Genomic DNA, 21,932 nt, shown 5'->3' on the forward strand with positions numbered 1-21,932 from the left:
TTTTTTGTCGGTTTACTCATGTCGTTAAATTTACGTTTTAATTGTTCGGATTTTGTAAACCATTTTCAGGAACGGACAAGATAAAAAACCACTGAAAACAGTGTTAATATGGAGATATAAGTATACGAGTAAAAGCCTGAAAGCCGACCAAACACTAAAGAAAAAAGAAGATAGAGAGGGAAATTAAAACGGTGTTTTCCATCAATAATAATCCGGAATATTCTTTCCTAAAATAAGATCGCGATGGATAAACCACATTCCATTGATCATTTTTGGCACTACTACCCCAGAGCCTCCTCTATTTTTTAATCGAGATTTAAATTGGTTTGTAAAAAGGGGGTCATCCGTAAAGAAATATTCATCTAAATAATATTCGTTTTTACCGGGCTCCTTAATGGTGATATGGATATGTTCGGGTTCTGAACCATCAGGATAGGAAGCGGGTCTAAAACTATAGAAGGTAAATTTCCCCTCTTTATTGGTTTTCACCCAGCCACGGATATAACCATGTCTTTTTGCCCAACCTGCTTCATTACCTTTGGTTTGATAAATACCTTTTCTGTTGGTATGATAGATGTAGATTATCACATCCTGTGCCGCTGTCTTTCCATCTAGATGATACACTGTACCAGTAATTTTCATCTTTGGTTCATTGTTCCAGAACTCAGGCAAAGTATCGATGGCAGCTAATTTTTTATTAGCATACTCATAAATAGCCTCGCAACCTTCGCAAGGGCCACCGATATGATGTCTTGGTTGAGCCTCGCAAGAATAAAATAGGATAAGCAAACATAATTTGCTTAGTAAAATTAGCTTTTTCATATCTTTCATTATTAAGTTTACGAATGAAAGGTATAGACTAATTAACTGTATAAAAACACCTTAGTAGACGATTTAGGTTAAGCTGAGGGATTTACTGCTTAAGCTGAGGAGTGTTGAACATTTTCATTTTGAAATCTGCGGCATAGGTACGACTTAGCCGAACTATTTCACCGTTTGCTAGGTAAAGATCATAATCTCCGTTTAGGCGAGATGTAAAACTTACGACTTTAGAAATATTTACAATGCAAGTTTTGTGAACTCGAACAAACTTAAATTCATCCAACCGCTCCAGGAAGGATTTCAAGGTTTCGTTATGTAAATAACTTTTATTTTCTAATTGGATGCAGATGTAAGGACTTTCAGACTTAATTTGAAATACATGAGCTAAATGTATAGAAACCTTTGATTTGCCTGATTGAACGATAATATTCTCCAATGGAATTTTATTTGGTTCAGAAGAAGTGTTTACATCTTTTACTATAGAATAAAAGGTCAATAGAATAAGTAGTATATAAATAATCGAGATACTCAAAATGTCATGCTCAACCGCATAAACAAGGAATTTGTAAGGACCAAAATGTGCTTTATAAAAAAGATAGGAAAAAACTGACCCCACAATTGAAAATAAGACCAAGTGGAAAAAAATAGCCAATACAAAATACTTTAATAAAACACCAACCCTATTGAAAGTCTTAAGCTTTGTAAAAAAGCTATTCAAAATATATGTGGAAGGAAAAAATAAAAGCCAATGAAGTTTAAACAACAATGATTCCGTAAGATAAAAAGAATAGCCACTTCGATTTGCTACTAGATAATCCTGAATAACAGTCAGACATACAATCAGGGAAATACCAATTAAGATAGCGACAAAGGTTTTATGCTGATTGACAAGAAAATTCTCTGGCAAAACTTTATTTAAAAAGTTAATCATAAAAAAATGAGAGTTAAAGGATTGCTCTATCAAAGTTACGAATAATTAAAACTGACAAAACATCTTCGAATCAAAAAACTATAAATCAGTAAAACAAAATTGAGAGCTAGAATTAAGAAAGAATAGAATCAACGATATTGGTTAATCTATACTAATTAGTCAAATTATTAAGCGTCCAAATAATTGCTTTCTCTTTTGTTGCTCGGAAAATCGTATTATGCTTTTCTTTTTTTTCATCGGAATATTTCCATACGATGTTTGTAGGATTTGTTGTTTTAAGCTTTTCAGCTAGATTTTTGGTATTGCCGGAAATATCTGTTGCACTTGAACCCGCAAACCAAAAGGTCTTTTTAGAAGTAGGAAATTTATCTAAATATTGACTCGATTGTTTGACCAAATACGCATCATTCCACCAGATGGAAGGGTCAAAAGCTATATAAAAATCAAATAATTCTGGATTTAAAAGCAATGTCTCTGTAACGAATAATCCAGCTAAGGACTCCCCTATAATTCCTTTTTTATTGCTGACTCTATATTTTTTATTGATTTCGGGAATAAGCTCTTCTTCAATAAATGCCCTGAACTTTTCAGAACCTCCACCTTCAGGCAGCAATTCCTTATCCTTTGCAATAGACGTTGGACCCGTCAAATCTCTCTTTCGAACCGTATTCTCTATTCCAACCAAGATTACTGCAGGTATTTTATTGGCTTTGATTAAATCGTTCAAAGTATTGGCTATATGTGGAAAGTCTTCTTGAATTCCACCGTCCGGCATGTATAACACCATGAACGAATCTTGGCTGGATTTATAGGACTCCGGAGTCCAAATATTGATAGTACGCTCCTCTCCCACTTGTTTGGACTGTATCTTGATCGTTTCATGTTCGGGTATAGGATCCTTTTGCTGAGCAGAACATGATATAAAAATCAAGAGGAACAGAGGTAATAGAAAGTTAGTATGTATGGCTTTCATAGTTAAATATTAATTGGGTGTATAGTTTTAATAGTGCTGTCAAAATAAATTAACTGGAGACTAATATACAAAGAGGAAGGGGGAAAAACTAAACTTCTCATAATATTTCATTAATCATTGCTTAAAGAGGGTTAGAATGATAATTAAACTTATAGGTTATCAATTTGATTAATTCATATTGAAGATTGTATTAAACAATATTTCCCAGACCTACTAGTGGTTCATAAGCAAAACATTCATCAAAAGATAATTTTCCTTTTTCCAAAAAAGTTTATACAATCAAGTTGGTCAATGATATAGCTCATATCTTCTATATCCGCTTATTTATTTATAGCCTATTCCTTGGTAAATATTTAATTGATTATGTTCAATAAAGTCAGAGGATTTATCGCTATAAAGAATATACGTTGCTAATAATGGTCGACCATTTTTTTGCTTTATCATCATTTTTAAATTTGAAAACTGAGTTTCAAATTTTGATTTTCCTGGGATTTTCAAAGTATAACTATACACTTCCTCTGCCTTAAATTTTGTTAACGTCTCTTGTTTCCCGTACTTCACAATGAGTGTGTCATACATTGAGGAGTCAGCATTTGGATAAGCTGCTTTTATATTTAATTTAAGTAATTGCAAAAGATTATTCGGTGTTTTACTTAGATCCTCATTGTTGGCAAATGGATTGTCTGGATCTACTAATGATTGATAAGATATAATATCGTAGTAAATTCGACATTCCTGGCCTCCAATTTCAAATCTATTAAATTGACAAGTCAGAATCTTTTTTAATGTGGGGTCATCATTATAACAATCAGTAGATCCATTCAATTTTAAAAACTTTGGAGGATTAAAAATTAAACCTAAAGAATCTAAATGTTTTAGTTTAGAGTAATCGATATCTTGCCCATAACTATAATTTATTAAAATTGAAAAGGTAATAATTAAGAATATTTTCATAAAAAAAATATAAGTTGTTAGTGATTAATCTGTAATCCGAAGATAATGAAAATAAATTTAACAACATACCCACTAAATATAACTGTAAATCAAATCTTTAGAAATAGCAATATGATATCACTAATAGTTATAATCATCCATTTCAAATTTTTAGTTTGCGGTTAATTATAATTTCATAGCATTTTCCTTAAATATTGTAACCAGATTTTCAAAAGCTATTTCCATTTTCATAAATCGGGTAAACGTTATCTTCATAATAACTAATTCGGCAGCTAAATATTTCCTTACAAGGGTTTTATCCTATGGAAGGCAGGGATTGAGGAAATATTATACTAATCAGTGAAAAATTCATCAAGCGATATGGCAGTCGAAACTACCCTTGAAATTAAAAATTCAGGAATTGAACAATTATTCCGGAGAATCCCGGATTTGCTAATTATTAATCTATTTAATATATTGACCGGTAGCAGAACCTAAACCATAAATAATAAACCTGAGGCTGTCTAAATGATCCTATTTCATAGGACGGACTCTACAGTAACAACCTTATGAAAACCTTAAATATTCTTTTCCTATTCATCATTTGTTGTATCACACGCTCCTATGCACAACAAGCTCCTCCTAATATCATTGTTATCCTAGTGGATGATCTCGGATACAAGGATGTTGGGTTTATGGGTGGAAGCTTTTATCGTACTCCACATTTGGATAGCTTGGCAAAAGAATCTTTAGTGTTTGAACAGGCCTATGCCGCTGCATCAAACTGCGCTCCTAGCCGTGCAAGTCTATTGACAGGCTTACAAACTAGCAGACATGGCATTTATACTGTCGGCTCTTCCGAAAGAGGTAAATCTGAAGATAGAAAATTAATTCCCATCAAAAATAACACGACACTGGATAGCAATCTTCCTACCATAGCGACGCTCCTAAGTAAGAAAGGATATCAAACTGCAGCCATAGGCAAGTGGCATCTTAGTGACTCTCCTCTTAACCATGGCTTTTCATACAGCTTTGGAGGTGATCATAGCGGGCATAATAAGCACTTTTCACCCTATAAAAACAAGGCAATACCTGATGGAAAACCTGGTGAATATTTAACAGACCGAATTACAAACGAGGCTATCGATTATATCGGTCAGCAAAAGGAATCTTCCCCTTTCTTTTTATACCTTTCATACTATGCGGTGCACACTCCTCTAGAAGCGCCCGATTCATTGCAAAATCACTATAAAGGCATAAAAGGAACAGGTGAGCAGGATTATCCTGTCTATGCTGCTATGATTGAATCTTTGGACCATAATATTGGTAAGCTTGTCGATAAACTCAAACAGCAAGGATTATTGGAGAATACAATTCTGTGGTTTTGCTCGGACAATGGAGGCATAAATACCATCTCTCCCCAACAACCTCTGCGTGCTGGGAAAGGTTCTTACTTTGAAGGTGGGGTCAGGATACCTTTCTTTATACACTGGCCTAAGCAAATACAGCCAGGTCGGGACAGCAAATCTTTAGTCAGTCACCTTGACCTGTTACCGACTATAAAAGAGATTGTAGAAGATAAATCGTCCTTATTATTAGATGGTGAATCGTTATGGAGCAATATTCTCGGTGAGGAGGATCTACAAGAACGAGTGTTGTTCTGGCATTTCCCGATATATCTGGAAGCCTACAACCCATCTAAGGATGATGGTCGTGATCCGAAATTTAGAACTCGCCCAGGAAGTACCATAAGAGTTAAAAACTGGAAACTCCACCATTACTATGAAGACGATAAATACCTTTTGTATAATCTATCATCAGACATTGGAGAGCGAATAAATATAGCTTCTGAATATCCCGATATCTTGAAAAAAATGAAGTCGGAATTGAAGAAGAAAATATTGGATACACATGCTAAAATCCCTAGGAAACTAAATCCGAATTATAAGGATGGGCTATGAGATAGAGAAATAATCAATAATTTTCAGAGGAAGGGATTAGTGCTTTAAATGAGTCGTGTATTTGGGTGAAATTTTAAAACAGAAATTGCCGGATATTGTTTGTCGTGAGGTTCTTTACAAGAAAAATTAATGAACTGCATATTGACGTTAGTGGCCCAATAATGAGCCCAAACTTTCAAGCTTGCACTAACCTAAGAAACAGCCTTTTATTATTTACTATAATTATGAAAAAAGGAGAAATTTCTCATTTCTCCTTTACCCCGCCAATTAGCTAATACTATCTTAGCAGAAGTATTATTTTTTATTAAAAAGCTCTAGGTTTTTTTTTACTCGATGTTTCGAGATTTAAGTTCATTTTTAACTTTGGTATAGTGCGACGAAAAGGACACAGCAATTCCAAGAAAAACGACAGGAAGAAAAGTAAAAACATTTATTCCCTGTTTTATTGTCGAAATAGCCCCGGATATAACCATAACAATGATTACTCCTATGAAGATTCCTAAAACATATTTTGCATTTTTGCTCTCTTTTAATAATTCCTGATCTGATAATTCTTGTAAATTTCTCTTCATAATTTTAGTCTTAAATTTGCTATTGAGGTTTATTTTTCTGGCACTAATTCTAACAAGGTCAATTTAGCAAAAAAATCGTCTAACCAATCCTTCCAGGAGAGTTTATTTCTTACATTAAAAAATGTATTGCTATGGTTTATATCCACATAAGACAGATAATAAAAGACTTCCTATCTCTATTGTGTTTTCTAATTAGCATTAAGACAAGATATTTTACGGTCCTAATTTAGCTTAACAATCAGATGCTTTAGATCTAAAAACAAAAAAACCACTGATTTTCAGTAGCAATTAATGGATGACCTTAATGGTTACAGTTCTGATGGTCTTGAAAAGAGAGTATGACAAAGGTCTATATACTATATACTCCCTACTAAATACTAAAAGAAAGGATTGGCTCAGCCCCACGAGCCCCAGACGCATACCCTGAGCCTTCCTGTGTGGGGGGTTGCCATAAAAAATCGAAGCTTCACCGGAGGTGATCTTTTTTCATTCAGGGGCTTGAGCACAAATAAATTTGGCTCTGCCCCTGAATGAAAAAAGCCTCCCGCTATGCGGAAGGCTTCGATTTTTTTGTCGGGGTGGCAGGACGAATCTGCGCACACTCAAATATCTATATGTCAATATGTTGACTTTCTTTAAAAAGAACTACTCACCGTTTAACTCACATATAATTTGTGATTCGATGTTGCAAATTTAATCATTTAATTTGATTGAGCAATACAATTTGGTGATTTTTGATTTAAACCTCAAAATCACTAAAGCGATTTTTCTGGCTCATTTTTTCAAATAAAAAGATTAACAAGGTTCAAAGTTATATAATAAAGCAATCAGACTTAAAGTCTCTTTGTATCCGTTAAATTTGCGTTTACTAAAGGGGCTTTTCAAAGTCATTTCATACTGAATATTTATAAAATAATCTCCACAGTTGGGTGAGATTTATGGCAAAAATCTTCCCACAGGTGGGGTGAACTTGGGTAAAGGTATCACTTAATATAATGATGTTTGTGTATTAATTAGGGATAAACTGAATTTGAAATTCGGTATTGATCACAAAAATTATGGGCTATGCAGCATTCTTTACACACCATTATTTTAGAGATACATAATAAGGAAGATAAGATTTTATCACAGAGCAAAAGGTTGATTGACGAGGCTTATGAAATGACCTTGTATCTACAAGACCTGTTATTTGAGGTCAAGAAATATATTGCTAAAAAGGGCTTTCAAAATGATGGGGAAGAAATAAAATTCTTCCGAACCATCAAACCCCAAATACTTGGAAAACTCATCTACTACAATAAAATTTACCGGATTGAAACGACCTGTCCGGTCAGCAACGGCAAAATGTATTACAGTTACTTTTCGACTCAATTAGCCAATCTTAAAAGAGAGTACATTGAGCATATCTGCAATTCAGATTTTTATAGGTACTATCGTTCGGGGCGTACGGACCGTGACGACACCTATTTCAAAAGAGGCAACATAAATTACCACGACGGTCTGAACAGTATCGTCTTTGAAATTGATCCCGAATTTTCTACTTTCTACGATTACAAGACCGCAAGGATTATCGCCAACGAATTGCTTTATACCTATCTGCTGACGAAAATCAATCCAGATGAAAATCCCGATGCTATTTTACAAAAGCCGGAAAACGCCAAAGATATTTTTTGGACAGAAAGCAAAAACGCACTTGTCGAATTGATATATGCCCTGTATGCTTCGGCAGCAGTTTCGCACGGTAAAACCGGTGTCCGAAAAATCAGTTTGATGTTCCAGATACTTTTTGGCATTACGCTCGGTGACCTGCACCACGCATTCCACAGAATGAAAACCCGAAGCGGTTCCCGAACGGCATTCTTGGACCAGCTTAAAACTTCATTGGAAGAATATATGGATAAAGACCTTTAACCCAATGCAGGTCTTTTGTTCAGGGCAGTGCATTGTTGTGTACTGCTTTTTTGTTTATACTATAAGCCAATGTATGTCAATTGGCAAATGATGGTATAAACCATCTCCTAAATACTCGAAATTCTTTTTAAGCCCTACCAAACAAGGGTTTCTCCCAATTGCAAAAATTTTCAAAAAACAGCCAAACCAATTGGCAGGGCTTGGCTGATAAACACTGCCACGCTTCCCAATTTTGCATGGTGAACATTAAAACTTATCGACTATGAATATTGACAGAATGGAATTTATAGCGTGGATGGAACGCATCATGGACAGGTTTGATATGTTGGGCGACAATATTGACGATTTAAAAAAGAAACGCAATAGCATAGACGGAGAAGAACTGCTCGATAACCAGGACCTGCTGCAAATGTTGAAAATCAGTAACCGTTCCCTGCAACGCTACCGCTCCATAGGTAAACTACCTTACTATACCATTAGCGGAAAACTGTATTACAAGCTATCCGATGTGCACCAGTTTATCAGGGAGAGTTTTAACAAGTAAAACGCCAATGCGTGCCAAATACTGCCTTTGACTGCCACTTCGGGCGATGCAGTAACTGCTTCATTTACTTTCGGCAATAAAACTTTAAACTTTTCAGATTATGAGTGAAGAAAAAGAAACAGAAAACCAACAGGTTGCTTCCGAACAGTTATCGGATATACTTTTAGTGCTGGATAAAGAAAAAATGAAAATCCAAGCTGTAAAAAGTATTGACAAAAGCGGAAAAATGGAAACGGTTGACCCTACGAAGAAGAACCAAAGCGAGTTCATGCGGGTGGATAAACACGGTGATTTCGTGACCAATTTCCTTTCCAATTTTTGGAGGCAGTTAAAAGACCCTACCAAATTTGCTCTTTTCAAAGTTTCGGCTGACGAAGCCGTAGAGAAAGCAAAAGAATTTCAGAATCAGATAAACAATCCAACTGCCGAAGGCAAAAAGAAAATGGAAAAGCATGAAGTGAAAAATGAACCCGAACAAGAGCAAAAACAAGAAAATAAAAATGATATGGAAAAAACAGAGACAACCCCGGAAACAAGCGAGTACCGCTTCCAGCCGGAACAGATTGATTGGGAAACAATGAACAATCTCGGATTAAGCAAGGAATACCTTGAGAAAAAGAACCTCCTTGACCCACTATTGAGGGGTTACAAGACCAATGAGCTTGTACCTATAAGCGTTAATCTTGGCGGTGCGGTCGTCCGTACAGATGCCCGCTTGTCTTTACAGTCCACCCCGGAGGGGGACGTTGTGGCAGCGGTACACGGTATCAGGCGTGAACCCAACTTAAACTTTGAGTTTTTCGGACACAAGTTCTCGGACGAGGACAAACAGAACTTACGTCAAACAGGCAATATGGGGCGTGTGGTCGATCTGATAAACTCCAAAACAGGCGAATTGATGCCGTCCATCATTAGTGTGGACCGGCTTACCAATGAGCTGATTGCTTTGAAAACAGATTTCATCAAAATCCCCGATGAGGTTAAAGGTATAAAACTAAATGACGAACAAAAACAAACCTTAGTGGAGGGCAAACCCCTGTTCATTGAGGGAATGATTTCTACAAAAGGTACTCCCTTTGATGCAAACGTACAGTTCAATGCGGATAAACGGTATGTGGAATTTCTGTTTGACCGAAGCAACAATAACAGGCAAACCCAAAACAGCCAACAGGACAATCAGCAAAGCAGGTCGCAGGAAGCCCCGAAAACCTTTAGGGGAAAGGAACTGGAGGATGAACAATACAACAAGTTCAAAGACGGTCAAACAGTTTACATTCCGAATTTGGTCGATAAGAAAGGGCAAACTTATAACGGCTATATCACATTCAACAAGGAAACAGGAAAAACCAACTTTGAGTTTCCCAACCAATACAAGGAACGGATAAAACCTACAGAAGCCCATAAAACGCAGATTGCCGTCAATTCCGAGGGCAAGACCAACGAAGCGACCAAGAATATCAAAGAGCCTCTACAGAAAGGGCAGCAAAGACCGAAAAACGAAAAGCAACAGGAGCAACAGAACAAACCCAAAGCACCTGCAAAATCAAAGGGTAGGAAAGTGAGTTAGGTATGAAAACAATTATCGCAGAAAAACCAAGCGTAGCAAGGGAAATAGCCAGCTTGTTGGGTGTTTCCGAAAAAAAGGACGGTTATCTAACGGGCAATGGCTATTTCGTTACGTGGGCATTCGGACACCTTATCGGTTTGGGAATGCCCGAAGATTATGGGATTTCGGGATTTGACAAGGCTTCCTTGCCGATACTCCCGAATCCGTTTATTTTGACTGTTCGTAAGGTCAAAAAAGACAAAGGTTATACAGTCGATACTGGAGCATTAAAGCAACTGAAAGTCATCAAGGAGCTATTCCATAAAAGCAACAGTATTATCGTAGCTACCGATGCAGGTCGTGAGGGTGAACTTATCTTTCGGTACATTTATGAATATCTGAAATGCCGTAAGCCCTTTCAGCGGCTTTGGATAAGCTCGCTTACTGAAAAAGCAATCAAGCAAGGGTTTGACAGCCTGAAAGACGGTAAAGAATTTGACGGCTTATTTCAGGCTGCACAAGGCAGAAGCCGTGCCGATTGGCTGATCGGCATCAATGCGACACAGGCATTGAGTATAGCCGCTGGCAACGGCATTTATTCGCTGGGCAGGGTGCAAACACCTACATTGGCTTTGATTTGTAAACGCTATCTGGAAAATAAAAATTTCGCTATTAAAAAGTATTGGCAAATTCAGCTATTGCACCGCAAAGAGAATATTGATTTTAAGAGTATCTCAAAAACCAAATGGAACGAACAAAAGCTTGCGGAAGATACATTACGACTGGTCCAAAGACACGGAACCGCAACGGTCATATCTGTGGAAAACAAAAACACCACGGAGCAACCCCCCTTGCTTTTTGATCTCACAGGCTTGCAAAAAGAAGCCAATAAAAAGCTGAACCTGTCGGCAGAGCAAACACTCAATATTGCCCAGAACCTTTATGAAAAGAAATTTATTACCTATCCACGTACCGGAAGCAAATATATACCCGAAGATATGTGGAGTGAGATACCTAATCTTGTAAGAGCGTTACAGGACAATGATAACTTTAAGCAAGCTATTTCTAAATTAAAATGGGGTCGCTTCAATAAACGTGTCGTGAATGACCTGCGTGTAACAGACCACCACGGAATACTCATCACGGACAAAGTGCCGTCTGCACTCAATGCCGACGAAACAAAGGTTTATGATATGATTGCCTTTCGACTGCTCGAAGCTATCTCTCAGCCTTGCATTAAAGAAATAACGGATATAGCATTGGAAGTATCACACTACGATTTTATGCTAAAAGGCTGTAAAGTTTTGGAAGCGGGCTGGCGTTCGATCAAAGGAACATTTTCGGACGAAGATACCGAACCGATACAGGATTTGCCCGAACTGAAAAAAGGCGGTGAATTGAAAATCAAAGAAGCCTCCTGTTTGGAAAAGAAAACAAAACCACCTGTGCTGTTTACCGAAGCCGGACTATTGTCGGCAATGGAAAATGCCGGAAAGGAAATAGCGAATGAAGATGAGCGTAAAGCCTTGCAAGGCATTGGCATTGGAACACCCGCTACAAGAGCGGCAATAATCGAAACGCTTTTTAAGCGGGATTATATCAAGCGTGAAAAGAAATCCCTTGTTCCTAACGAAAAAGGATTGCAGGTTTATGATGCTGTAAAGGACAAAAGAATTGCCGATGTAGCTATGACCGCCGAATGGGAAATGGCTTTGCAGAAGATTGAAAACAACGAGGCAGATGCTATGGATTTTCACCAATCCATGGAAGCCTACGCCTCGGCCGTTACGCAGGAACTGTTGAGCATCAGCATTGCGGGCGAAAAGCAGCACGAACTGACCTGCCAAAAGTGCAAAGCCCATAAACTGCTCATCAGGGATAAGGTGGTCAAATGTCCCGATGAAGCGTGCAACTGGCTTTTGTTCCGCAATATCTGCGGGGTACGGTTGAGCCTTAACGAAGTGGAGAACCTCGTAAACAAAGGAACGACCAGCCTTATCAAAGGGATGAAAAGCAAAGCAGGCAAAAAGTTTGATGCCCGTATCGTACTGAAAGATACCTATGAAACATCGTTTGAATTTGACAACAGCACATATAAAAAGAGATGAACAGCAACGCAATCATAAGCCGAAAGGAAATAGAAAACCTTATCTACACAATACGGGGCAAACAGGTTATGTTGGACAGCGACCTTGCCAAGTTGTACCAGGTCGAAACAAAAAACCTTAACAAAGCCGTAAAAAGAAACATAGAGCGGTTTCCCCAATCATTCTGCTTTCAATTAACAGAAGAAGAAGCTGAAAACTTGAGGTTCCAAATTGGAACCTCAAGTTTAAATTACGGCGGCAGGCGTTACCTGCCCTATGTTTTTGGCGAGCAAGGGGTCGCCATGCTGTCCGCCGTTTTGCGCAGCGAGATAGCTGTAAAGGTCAGCATCGAGATTATGAATGCCTTTGTGGAAATGCGCAGATTGTTAATCGGAAATGCCGCATTGTTCTCCCGGATGGATAAAATCGAACTCAAACAGATTGAAGCGGACGGCAAATTTGAGGAAATCTTTAAGGCTTTGGAAAGCGGGAAGCTGCACAGTGATAAAGGTATTTTCTATGACGGGCAGATATTTGATGCCTATACCTTTGTCGCCGATATTATACGGAGCGCACAAAGGTCAATTATCCTTATAGACAACTATGTGGATGATACGGTGCTAACGCTACTCGGAAAGCGTGGGCAATCCGTATCTGCCACTATTTACACCAAAATATCAGTAATCAATTACAACTCGATTTACAACGCTACAACAGTCAATATCCGGCTATCAATGTACACGCATTTGCCCATGCCCATGACCGTTTCCTCATTATTGACGGTACGGAACTATACCACATCGGGGCATGACTAAAGGATTTGGGTAAGAAATGGTTTGCCTTTTCCAAAATGAGCGCAGAGGCAAGTAAGATGATTAGTTTACTAAATGGCATATTGCGTGAGGGATAGCAGCGACATCCTTTTGTGGTCCTTTAAGATCCGCAAAAGATATAGCGGATAGCCCGACCCGGTTGCATTTTTGGGTCGTCCTCTGTGCGGTGGTTAAATGCAGACGGTGGCACGCCCCGGTACACTTTCTTTCCCACTTGCTTCAATTGTTTGAAAAAAAATTTTACCCAAGTTCTACCCAACTTGGGTTTTTTATTCATTTGAATGGTTCAGATTTGTATAGCCTATATCAAATTCCATCCGTTTGATTACAGGAACCCCTTACCGTAAAAGTGGAATTGAAGTAAGAGGGCGGAATTTATTAAGGCATCCGATAGGAGAATAAATTACCGCCTATGGAAATACCTTATATCCTAAAAATAGAAAGCGAATTTAAAAGGTGGATAGCCAATCCCAACGACCTCCCGGAGTGGAGCAAATACCCATTACCTTTCGCTGTCCAAAGGCAGGGCTTTACGCTGCCGTATTATGAACTATTGAGCCAGCAAATTAAAAACAGTCCTTTTTTTATAGATTTAGTGCAGCTTAATGTAAGCAACCCTGTTTATATTCCTTTCGACATTCAAGAGCGGCAACTGTACCTTTATTTTATGCTCAAAGGCACATTGTTGTATATGACTGAAAGCCGTAAGCCGATTATAAAAACGCAGCCTAACAGCTTCCTCATGTCCTATTACGATTCGGGCAGGTATTTCGCCTATGCCCAAAAAGGCATGCATATCTGTCTCGTGGTAAGTATTTTGCCTGAATGGATAGAAAGCATGTACCATAACTACCCTAATATCCAAAACGTCCTGCATCGTTTTAAACACGATAACCGCACCTACGACACCATGTACCAATGCAGGATGGACAGGAAGATACACCGATGGCTGTATAAAATATACAGTTATTCACAGACCAATATCGGGGCATTGGATGGCAATCTCCGCAAGTATATCAGCTACCTTCTGGAGCATTACGACACAATGTTAGAAGACCAAAAAGCCGACCTTGCTTATAAAAGCAAAGCCTATATCCAGGAACATTATTGTGATAATGCGCTTACCATAAAATTCCTTTCAGAATACTTTTTCGTTACGGAACGTACTTTGCTCAATATCTTCAAACGCCAGTACCACATAAGCGTACAGGATTTTATTACCGAATTGCGCATTTCTCACGCCTTGTTCCTCATCGAAAAACAAGGGAAAGCTATAAAAGACGTATATATGGAAGTTGGCTACACCAATGAACGTCCATTTCGTACTGCTTTAGAGCAATACCTGAAACGCAGGTAACGGAATTTCCCCGAAATTGATAAAATCGGAAAATTTCTTACACAAAGTTGCTCAATATTTACCGATTTTGTCTTTCACACGCTTACGGCTTTGATGAACTTTGTATCAAAGGATGGTGATAACCATCATTAAGATACAAAGACAATGGAAACAGCAGCTACATATCAAAACCAAATCAAAAGAAAACGGATAACACTCAATGTCGTTATTATTCTTTTGCTGCTTCTTTGGATACCCGTAGGCATCGATAAAATAACAGACTTTACAGCGTTTAAAGGAGGCATTCTCCGCCAACCTTTTTCAGATAGCATAGGATATATCCTAATATACTCGCTCCCGGCATTGGAGTTAATAACAGTGCTGGCATTGGTAATGGAAAAGTATCGCAAAGCAGGTCTAATACTATCTACCGTATTAATGACCGCTTTTACAGCATAAATCGCTGTGGCTCTTATGGGTGCATGGGAAAAATTACCATGCGGGTGTGGTTCGGTGATAAGTGGTATGAACTGGACACAGCATTTTTTCTTTAATCTCTTTTTCCTTTCCCTAAGCATTTTGGGGCTTTACTTATGGCATAAATTACGAGGTAGCAACGCCGGAGGCGAAGCTACCGAGGGCGCGTCTGCCAAAAGACATATAAAAAAGTATTTTTTAACATCAAAATTTTAAAGCGATGAAAAAATTAAAAATGAACCTATTTGCTGTAGTAGCAATAGCCATTGCAGCTGTAACCATGTGTTTACCGTGATGAAAAACGCCAGTTTTGCAGGAGAAAAATGGTTTGAGTACACTGATGAAACCGGAGATGGAAATCCCAACAATCCTGAAAATTATATACTCACGCCAAGTGATGGCGCTAATCCGCCTACGTGTCCTGAAGGAAGTGACGAAATCTGTGCGGTTAAGGCTCAACCTGTGATGATTGGTGGTGAAGAACATCCCAATTTAGGTACTGTTATTGACGACAGAGAAAGAAAGCTGCAATAGCTTTTTCAGTAAATAATTTGAAAGAGTGTGAACAAGGATTATCCCATGTTCACACTCTATTTAGAGAATACTTTCGTTAATTAGATTTAATCATCCAAAGGAAAAGACCATTTCTTCAACCTCAAAATTTTAAAATGATGAAAAAAAATAAAAAATAACCTATTTGCACTGGCAGCGGTAACCATTGCATCTGTAACAATGTCCTTTTCGGTAATGAAAAACGCCAGTCTTGCTGGAGAAAAATGGTTTTCCTATACAGATGAAACGGGAGATGGTAACATCTCCAACCCAGAAAATTTCGCACTTGTTAATGAAAATGGTAGTACAGCACCTCCGTGTATAACGGGAAATGATATATTGTGTGCTATTAAGGCAAAACCACTCATTGGAGATACTGAACACCCTGATATGAATACAGTTATTTCGTCTATATATACAAGGATAGAATAATAATTATTAGCGGTATTATGCTGAACCTTGTTACCGCTCGTTTTGTTGCATACCGTTGTTAAGTATCACACTATTGGGTATGGGAAAGACATACTTTGGACTGTTTGGCTCTAATGTATAAATCTTTCCATCAATATTTCTTGTTATCGTTTTTGAAAAACGGCTGTCCTTGTTCAATCGTCTTAAATCCGACCACCGTAATCCCCGCCATATTAATTCCTTTCTTCGCTCATCCAAGATAAACCTTAATACAGTTTCATCATTGTCCGAACTGAATGGAATAAATGTGCTGTTATAGCGATTTTTTAATAGTTCGTTTACGGTCTGTAAAGCCGTGGTAATATTTCCTGCTCTTGCTTCACATTCAGCTTTTATCAGATAGATTTCGTTGGTAGAAATTCCGGCAAACCACATTCCTGAATTGCCATCGTAATTTCCCCTAAAGGAATAATAGCCCGCTCTGTTTCTAAAGAAAGCTGTTTTTCTAATATCGTTCGATTCATAAGACTTATATAGGTTGCTATCAATTCTTCCATAGGTAATGCTCATCACCATACGCCCAAAATCGTTAGCATGAAAAATTATTTCTTCATTATAGCGAGGTATCGGGAATGAGGTTGCCGACCCCATTGTTAATGTATTGTAATCAAGTAAAGCATCTGAATAGCTTAAACAAGTGTCTGCGTAAGATAGTGCTTTATCATAGTCTTCCATTGATAAGTATATGCGGGCTAACAGTCCATAGACAGCCTGCTTCGTTGGTGTTGTTTTATATGGGCTATTGACGGATAAAAGTATAACAGCCCTGTTCAAGTCATTGGTAATTTTAGTATAAGTTTCTTCAACCGATGACCTTATAGATTTCTCACCAATATCAGATTTTAACCTTAGTGGAATACCTAAGTCTGTTTGTGCCGTATTTTTCTCATAAGGTTTTGCCCAAAGCTGGGCAACATTGTAAAATACAAAGGAGCGGAAAAACAAAGCCTCTCCCTCAATTTGGTTTTTTTCTACCGGAACAGGTTCAATTTTCTCCAACTGCTCCAAAATCAAATTGCATGAGTAGATTGCTGCATACATCATCGACCATTCGTTGGTTTCATCATCGTTAAATACATCATCATTCCATGTATAGATGTTTTTTGCTGTTAATGAAGTGAATCTATTCAAATTTTCTGTTTGTACAAATTGATTATCCGTAGCACCATCCTGAATTGAGGGATACCAGCTATTCATTCTCGATGTGTTATACAATAATGCTCTAAGGTCTGCAACCGTGGTCGGTACGACAAGCGATTTATCCGGTTTAACGTCCAAATATTTTTCACATCCTGAAAATGTGATTATTGTAATCAGTAATATTATTATATATCGTGTCATAGTTTCTAAATTTTAAAAGCCTGCTCTTAAACCAAATGAAAAAGTTCTTAGTGGTGATAAATCTCCAAATTCCGGGTCGACGTTATGTTTATCCGCTTTCCATATCGTCCCTAAATTGGTAGCGTACATCAATACCTCCAATCTTTTCAGTTTCCATTTGTTTTCCAATGATTTAATTTGGTAACTAAGGTTGATGTCCTGTAAGCGTATATTGTCTCCCTTTGAAATCAGCACTTCGGCACGTGGATAAAAATAGCCATCCCGATTGTTATTATTCGGATAGACCATTGACGGAATCTGTGTGGTGACTTCATCACCCGGCTTTTGCCATCTTAGACTAAAATCCGAATGCGAACCTGTGCCATTGAATATTGCGTTATAGAACACGCTGTTTCTCCTGAAATAGAACCCTAATTTATAGCTGATATTGAATGAAAGACTTAACCCTTTCCATGAGAACGTATTTCTTAAAGCACCGAAATGTGTAGGAGTGGCGGAGCCATAATAAATCAGTTCTTCTGGTGTGGTTTCGTTGCGGATGGCTGCATAATCTTTGCTTACTTCGCCATGAAGGTAGCCCATAGGGTCGCCTGTTTCGGGGTCAAGACCAGCCCATCGAAATGCAAAAATAGAATAGGCGGGTTTTCCAATGATGGGCGAAATAACCAATCCGCTATTAAAATAATTATTGAGGTCTCTTGTCTCGGCAAGATATTCCGTTATTTTAGTTTTTACGGTACTGTACAGCAAGTCTGTCCGCCATTCAAATGCTTTACGGATATTGACACTATGCAATTGTATATCTATTCCGTTTCCGGTCATGGAAGCCGAATTTCCAAGATAAGTGAACCCTCGGCTACTTAAGGAACCTATTGCACCTGTGGTTTGGTCGATAGGCATATAACCAATAAGGTCGGTATTTTTCTTGTGATAGTATTCAAATGTACCGCTTAAACGTTGTTTTAAAACAGCAAAGTCAAACCCTACATTGAACTGCCCGTTCTTTTCCCAACGAAGATTTTCGTTCGGTGGATTAACTAATACACCATAAGGCGTATTTATTAAATTTCCACCATTGTAATAACGCATTGTGGGCAGAGCCGAAACATTGCGATTGAGGTTACCGCTATAACCGAAAGTCGTCCTTAGCTTCAACAGGTCAAGCCATGTAATATTGATAAACCGTTCATTCGTCAGATGCCAGCTACCACCAACCGACCAAAGTGGGGTAAACCGTTGATTGCTCCTTACTCCAAACAGATTTGAGCCATCTTGTCTTGCACTAATGTTAAGATTATAGCGGTTATCAAACGTATAAGCCCAATTGGTAAAAAAGGATATAAACCTATCGTTAGTTTCGGATGTAAAATATGGATTTGGAATTTTTGCAATTCCACCTGTGGGACTGTACAAAGTATAATCAGTATCGTAATTAACTGCGATAGTCGTCAAAATATGGGGATTATAACCATATTGTGTAGACTGTGTTAGAGTGGTGTTTGCCTGACGAGCCTCTGCTCCAGCAAGACCTGTTAGCTGGTGTTTATCCCAAGTTTTGGAGTAATTCAGTTGTAAACGGAGAGATTGCGACGTGAAGCTGTTTGTTGATTCATTTAAGATATCGCCCAAAGGTATTGGGCGGGATAACGCTCCATCCGTACCAACCTGTGTATAGGTATTTATCCTATCACGGGTATAATAGGATGCCATGCTCCGTATATCTTTTCCTGCTCCCTGTGCGTTTTCATATTGGTATTTGATTTCTACAATCAGCCCTTTGCCAATGTCATAATTCAGCCCTGTATTCAATATCAGGCTGTTTGTTTTCTGCTTATTGTTGATGAGGTTTATTTCGTCCAATGGACGATACGTCCAATCTAATAATCCATTTTGTTTTGTTTCCTGAATATAGTTTGACCGATAATATCGGTCTATTGGTAAAGCGCTTCCATTTTCGTCCGCAATACGGGCATAAGGTAACGAAGAAAAATTGGTAGGTCTTCCTGCGTTTGTGAAGGTATGGGTAAAAAACAAGGCGGCATCCAAACTCAATTTTTTGGAAAGTCGAAACGTATTGTCAGAACGTAGATTATACCGTTTATAACCTCCATCGGTGGTGCTGGTATTGTCATCATAGCCACCAGAAAGATAATAGCTTACATTTTCGCTCTGCCCACTCACGTTTAGGGAATATTGCTGGTTTAGCCCTTTCCTGTAAACGTATTTATTCAATTCCCGACGTATATCGTATTGCGCTAATTCGTTCAGCCCTTGTTGCAATGCGGCATCGGTTAGTAACCCGTGTTTATTTTTATACATTAATTCCACTGCGGGGGATAATGGCACGTAGCCTAACTGCTCATTGGCATCGTAAAAGTTATTGTCAAAAAGCATTTTTTCGACACCTATATAATCCGCAGAAGACATATAAGGCAGTTGCATCATATCCGGCTTTTGAATAAGAGTCATATTGCTGTTAAACGATATGGCAGGCGGCTGGTTCCGTTTGGCTTTCTTGGTCGTTATAACGATTACACCGTTTCCGGCTCTTACGCCCCATATAGAGGCTGCGGTTGCATCCTTTAGAATGGTAATATCTTCCACATCGTTCGGGTTAATATCATTTATATTGCCCTCGTAGGGAAAATTATTCAGTATGATTAATGGTTTCGTATTGGAAAAAATAGTGCTTAGACCTCGTATGCTCAAATTGTTACTGCCTACACCGGGTCTGTTATCAAACATTGCTGAACTGGCAATACCGTCCAACCTGCTCAATACATCGGTAGAGATTTGACGATTAAACAATTCGTTGTCGATATGGTCAAATGACCCTGTGGCTCTTTCTTTGGGTATTTTTTGAATACCCGTGGATACCACTACTTCGCTTAAAGTATTGCTTGCCGGATTTAGGTGCACCGTCAATGGGTTTTGTGGAGCAGCAGAAAGGACAAATGTCGTATCTGCTAATCCAATGTAACTAACACTAACTGCTAAAGGGAATGCTTTATTTGTAAATTCAAAATTTCCGTCTTCATCAGTTTGTACGGTGTTATTCTGACTGCGGTTCAACAATTTGACCGTAGCACCTGCTACGGGCTGACCATTTTCATTATTGACTACCTTACCCCGAATGTTGGATATGTTTTGGGCAATGGTATTGGTAACTGAAAAAAGTATGAGTAAAAAAGTAATTGTTCGTTTCATTGAGTAGTTTGGTTTATAGTTCAGAAATGACAAAAAAATCCAGCACTCTTTCATCTTCCACGATGGCAATACCGAATGGTTTAAGTTGCCTGTTAACAGCTTCCACATCCTCAATAGCAGGTGCTATTTTTGGGATGGCTATTTTTTGGTCAGTAAAATCATTTACAACAGGAATATGCTGTATATCTTTATTGGTCTTGTTTACCCAAGCCGAAAGGTATTGTAAGCCGTCTTCGGGTTTATTGGGGATTATTGTCGTTTTCCCTATAATCTTAATGGTATAGCATTTTGTATTACGTTTTTCCATACGCCCATTTATGCCAAAGTGATAATTGAGGTCAGCCTGTACTTTTTGGGGAAAGTGCTTCAATACTGACAATGGGGCAATCCATTCGTAGCAATACTTATCCTGTAAAAACCTTTTCTCCGAAACGGAAAATGGTTCCTTCAACTCCAGCTTTGTCCGGTTAGGTGGCATTGTTAGCAATTCTCTAAATGCAAGTTCGTACATACGGCGGATGTCAGCATTGGTAGATAGTACCCGAAAGGTGCTATCTTTTTCGTTCACTTTTGGTAGAGCATTTGAACGAGGAATGCCTTCTATGGCTAACGTAATAATACTTCTGCTAACAAAAAAATCCCCGTCAGCACCATTATTATTAAGCAGTAATGGACGTGTGTCATCATAGGTAAGGTTGTCCTTTTTCTGTGCAATGCTATTTGCATTGCCTTTCAATGCCGAAGTAATATTTTCCTTTGTTACATCAGATGAGTGTGTAATAGCTTGTACTTCGCCGGATTTGCTAATCCATACCTCATGCGGCAACATGGTGTAAGGGAAATGGAATTTATATGTATTGTCATCGGTAACTGAAAACAAGTTTAATCGGGAAAGTACTCGATTCTTCTTTAAGAATGCTTTTATTTCGTTGGCTTTCTGGTCTGTCATCGGTAAAATGATAACATCGTCTTTAAACTCCTTTTCCAGTTCGTGAAGTCTTGGCAATGCAGCTACACAAGTACCGCACCACGTACTCCAAAAATCCAATATTATCAGCTTGCCTTTGTAATCGGCAAGGGTGATGTTTTTTTTGTCCTGCGGGTGGTTCACCACCTGCAAAGGTGTGTTCCAAAGAGCATCAGGGATTTGGTCGCCGATGTTTAAAGCGGTGATGTTTTGGTTGTTTGCAGTCCCGACTTCTCGGGACTGCGGACGGGCTATGCCGACACCAAACAACATGAAACAAATTAGAATTAGGAAGTGCCTGCCGCCCGTTACCAGTTCCGGGTTATGGCAGGCTATAAAAATCGTTATCCTATTACGAATAAGTTTATTCGCCATTGGGTTTATAAATTATGGTTATTGGGAAATGATTAATTGCTCCGAGTATGGTTGCAGGACGTGCTAATCCGGGCTTTTGATGATGCAGCGGAG

General features: G+C 38.4%; 17 protein-coding genes and 1 pseudogene. 10 read left to right on the forward strand and 8 right to left on the reverse strand.

From position 1 onward, the window contains the following. Positions 1-201: 201 nt before the first annotated feature. The 4 genes from ABD676_RS04330 to ABD676_RS04345 form a co-directional block, all read right to left on the reverse strand. Complete coding sequence (locus tag ABD676_RS04330) at positions 202-822, reverse strand: peptidase associated/transthyretin-like domain-containing protein (protein ID WP_344673453.1); 621 nt, start codon at positions 820-822, stop codon at positions 202-204. A 91-nt stretch (positions 823-913) separates the two neighbouring features. Then, the gene (locus ABD676_RS04335) at positions 914-1,753 is read right to left on the reverse strand and encodes a LytR/AlgR family response regulator transcription factor (protein WP_344673454.1); all 840 of its coding nucleotides are present in this window, start codon (positions 1,751-1,753) and stop codon (positions 914-916) included. A 151-nt stretch (positions 1,754-1,904) separates the two neighbouring features. Then, positions 1,905-2,726 carry an alpha/beta hydrolase gene (locus tag ABD676_RS04340; RefSeq protein ID WP_344673455.1) on the reverse strand — a complete coding sequence of 274 codons (822 nt, stop codon included), beginning with the start codon at positions 2,724-2,726 and terminating at the stop codon, positions 1,905-1,907. A 324-nt stretch (positions 2,727-3,050) separates the two neighbouring features. Further along, positions 3,051-3,680 (reverse strand): hypothetical protein, encoded by a 630-nt coding sequence (locus tag ABD676_RS04345; RefSeq protein ID WP_344673456.1) that lies wholly within the window; start codon positions 3,678-3,680, stop codon positions 3,051-3,053. Positions 3,681-4,228: 548 nt separating this feature from the next. Between ABD676_RS04345 and ABD676_RS04350 the strand changes: the two genes are divergently transcribed. Continuing rightward, entirely contained in the window at positions 4,229-5,620 is a 1,392-nt protein-coding gene (locus ABD676_RS04350; RefSeq protein WP_344673457.1) for a sulfatase, read from the forward strand. A gap of 326 nt (positions 5,621-5,946) precedes the next feature. Here the strand turns inward: ABD676_RS04350 and ABD676_RS04355 are convergent, their stop codons facing one another. Next, positions 5,947-6,192 (reverse strand): hypothetical protein, encoded by a 246-nt coding sequence (locus tag ABD676_RS04355; protein ID WP_344673458.1) that lies wholly within the window; start codon positions 6,190-6,192, stop codon positions 5,947-5,949. 1,065 nt (positions 6,193-7,257) lie between these two features. Here ABD676_RS04355 and ABD676_RS04360 point away from each other — a divergent pair. From ABD676_RS04360 to ABD676_RS04400, 9 genes and pseudogenes are all read left to right on the forward strand, one after another. Next, a complete protein-coding gene (locus ABD676_RS04360) occupies positions 7,258-8,103 on the forward strand; it encodes an RteC domain-containing protein (RefSeq protein ID WP_002993297.1) in 846 nt (281 codons plus the stop codon). Between the two features lie 262 nt (positions 8,104-8,365). Beyond that, entirely contained in the window at positions 8,366-8,647 is a 282-nt protein-coding gene (locus ABD676_RS04365; RefSeq protein ID WP_002993296.1) for a helix-turn-helix domain-containing protein, read from the forward strand. Between the two features lie 100 nt (positions 8,648-8,747). After that, on the forward strand, positions 8,748-10,214 hold the full coding sequence (locus tag ABD676_RS04370; RefSeq protein WP_313260063.1) for a DUF3945 domain-containing protein: 1,467 nt from the start codon (positions 8,748-8,750) through the stop codon (positions 10,212-10,214). A 2-nt stretch (positions 10,215-10,216) separates the two neighbouring features. After that, positions 10,217-12,301 carry a type IA DNA topoisomerase gene (locus tag ABD676_RS04375; RefSeq protein WP_185216106.1) on the forward strand — a complete coding sequence of 695 codons (2,085 nt, stop codon included), beginning with the start codon at positions 10,217-10,219 and terminating at the stop codon, positions 12,299-12,301. Then, the gene (locus ABD676_RS04380) at positions 12,298-13,095 is read left to right on the forward strand and encodes an ORF6N domain-containing protein (RefSeq protein ID WP_425565267.1); all 798 of its coding nucleotides are present in this window, start codon (positions 12,298-12,300) and stop codon (positions 13,093-13,095) included. Before ABD676_RS04375 ends, ABD676_RS04380 begins: the two co-directional genes overlap by 4 nt. 430 nt (positions 13,096-13,525) lie before the next feature. Then, complete coding sequence (locus tag ABD676_RS04385; protein WP_313260065.1) at positions 13,526-14,470, forward strand: AraC family transcriptional regulator; 945 nt, start codon at positions 13,526-13,528, stop codon at positions 14,468-14,470. Between the two features lie 144 nt (positions 14,471-14,614). Further along, positions 14,615-15,142 (forward strand): annotated as a pseudogene (locus ABD676_RS04390) (MauE/DoxX family redox-associated membrane protein). 78 nt (positions 15,143-15,220) lie between these two features. After that, positions 15,221-15,460, forward strand: a complete 240-nt coding sequence (locus ABD676_RS04395) for a peptide ABC transporter substrate-binding protein (protein WP_313260069.1) — start codon at positions 15,221-15,223, stop codon at positions 15,458-15,460. Positions 15,461-15,673: 213 nt separating this feature from the next. Further along, a complete protein-coding gene (locus tag ABD676_RS04400; RefSeq protein WP_313260070.1) occupies positions 15,674-15,910 on the forward strand; it encodes a peptide ABC transporter substrate-binding protein in 237 nt (78 codons plus the stop codon). A gap of 30 nt (positions 15,911-15,940) precedes the next feature. Here ABD676_RS04400 and ABD676_RS04405 read toward each other — a convergent pair whose 3' ends face one another. The 3 genes from ABD676_RS04405 to ABD676_RS04415 are packed head-to-tail and all read right to left on the reverse strand — an operon-like array spanning position 15,941 to position 21,839. Then, positions 15,941-17,290: a RagB/SusD family nutrient uptake outer membrane protein gene (locus ABD676_RS04405; protein WP_313260072.1), complete on the reverse strand. Its 1,350-nt coding sequence runs from the start codon at positions 17,288-17,290 to the stop codon at positions 15,941-15,943. Positions 17,291-17,302: 12 nt separating this feature from the next. Then, positions 17,303-20,497: a SusC/RagA family TonB-linked outer membrane protein gene (locus ABD676_RS04410; protein WP_313260074.1), complete on the reverse strand. Its 3,195-nt coding sequence runs from the start codon at positions 20,495-20,497 to the stop codon at positions 17,303-17,305. Between the two features lie 13 nt (positions 20,498-20,510). After that, positions 20,511-21,839: a TlpA family protein disulfide reductase gene (locus ABD676_RS04415; protein ID WP_313512387.1), complete on the reverse strand. Its 1,329-nt coding sequence runs from the start codon at positions 21,837-21,839 to the stop codon at positions 20,511-20,513. Between the last annotated feature and the right edge of the window lie 93 nt (positions 21,840-21,932).

This window comes from Sphingobacterium kyonggiense (genome assembly GCF_039536825.1).
Taxonomy (GTDB): domain Bacteria; phylum Bacteroidota; class Bacteroidia; order Sphingobacteriales; family Sphingobacteriaceae; genus Sphingobacterium; species Sphingobacterium kyonggiense.

Bases quoted from the DNA above. Each gene is read 5' to 3' on its own strand.
- ABD676_RS04330 (WP_344673453.1), bottom strand. From the start codon at position 822: ATGAAAAAGCTAATTTTACTAAGCAAATTATGTTTGCTTATCCTATTT.
- ABD676_RS04335 (WP_344673454.1), bottom strand. From the start codon at position 1,753: ATGATTAACTTTTTAAATAAAGTTTTGCCAGAGAATTTTCTTGTCAAT.
- ABD676_RS04340 (WP_344673455.1), bottom strand. From the start codon at position 2,726: ATGAAAGCCATACATACTAACTTTCTATTACCTCTGTTCCTCTTGATT.
- ABD676_RS04345 (WP_344673456.1), bottom strand. From the start codon at position 3,680: ATGAAAATATTCTTAATTATTACCTTTTCAATTTTAATAAATTATAGT.
- ABD676_RS04350 (WP_344673457.1), top strand. From the start codon at position 4,229: ATGAAAACCTTAAATATTCTTTTCCTATTCATCATTTGTTGTATCACA.
- ABD676_RS04355 (WP_344673458.1), bottom strand. From the start codon at position 6,192: ATGAAGAGAAATTTACAAGAATTATCAGATCAGGAATTATTAAAAGAG.
- ABD676_RS04360 (WP_002993297.1), top strand. From the start codon at position 7,258: ATGCAGCATTCTTTACACACCATTATTTTAGAGATACATAATAAGGAA.
- ABD676_RS04365 (WP_002993296.1), top strand. From the start codon at position 8,366: ATGAATATTGACAGAATGGAATTTATAGCGTGGATGGAACGCATCATG.
- ABD676_RS04370 (WP_313260063.1), top strand. From the start codon at position 8,748: ATGAGTGAAGAAAAAGAAACAGAAAACCAACAGGTTGCTTCCGAACAG.
- ABD676_RS04375 (WP_185216106.1), top strand. From the start codon at position 10,217: ATGAAAACAATTATCGCAGAAAAACCAAGCGTAGCAAGGGAAATAGCC.
- ABD676_RS04380 (WP_425565267.1), top strand. From the start codon at position 12,298: ATGAACAGCAACGCAATCATAAGCCGAAAGGAAATAGAAAACCTTATC.
- ABD676_RS04385 (WP_313260065.1), top strand. From the start codon at position 13,526: ATGGAAATACCTTATATCCTAAAAATAGAAAGCGAATTTAAAAGGTGG.
- ABD676_RS04395 (WP_313260069.1), top strand. From the start codon at position 15,221: ATGAAAAACGCCAGTTTTGCAGGAGAAAAATGGTTTGAGTACACTGAT.
- ABD676_RS04400 (WP_313260070.1), top strand. From the start codon at position 15,674: ATGAAAAACGCCAGTCTTGCTGGAGAAAAATGGTTTTCCTATACAGAT.
- ABD676_RS04405 (WP_313260072.1), bottom strand. From the start codon at position 17,290: ATGACACGATATATAATAATATTACTGATTACAATAATCACATTTTCA.
- ABD676_RS04410 (WP_313260074.1), bottom strand. From the start codon at position 20,497: ATGAAACGAACAATTACTTTTTTACTCATACTTTTTTCAGTTACCAAT.
- ABD676_RS04415 (WP_313512387.1), bottom strand. From the start codon at position 21,839: ATGGCGAATAAACTTATTCGTAATAGGATAACGATTTTTATAGCCTGC.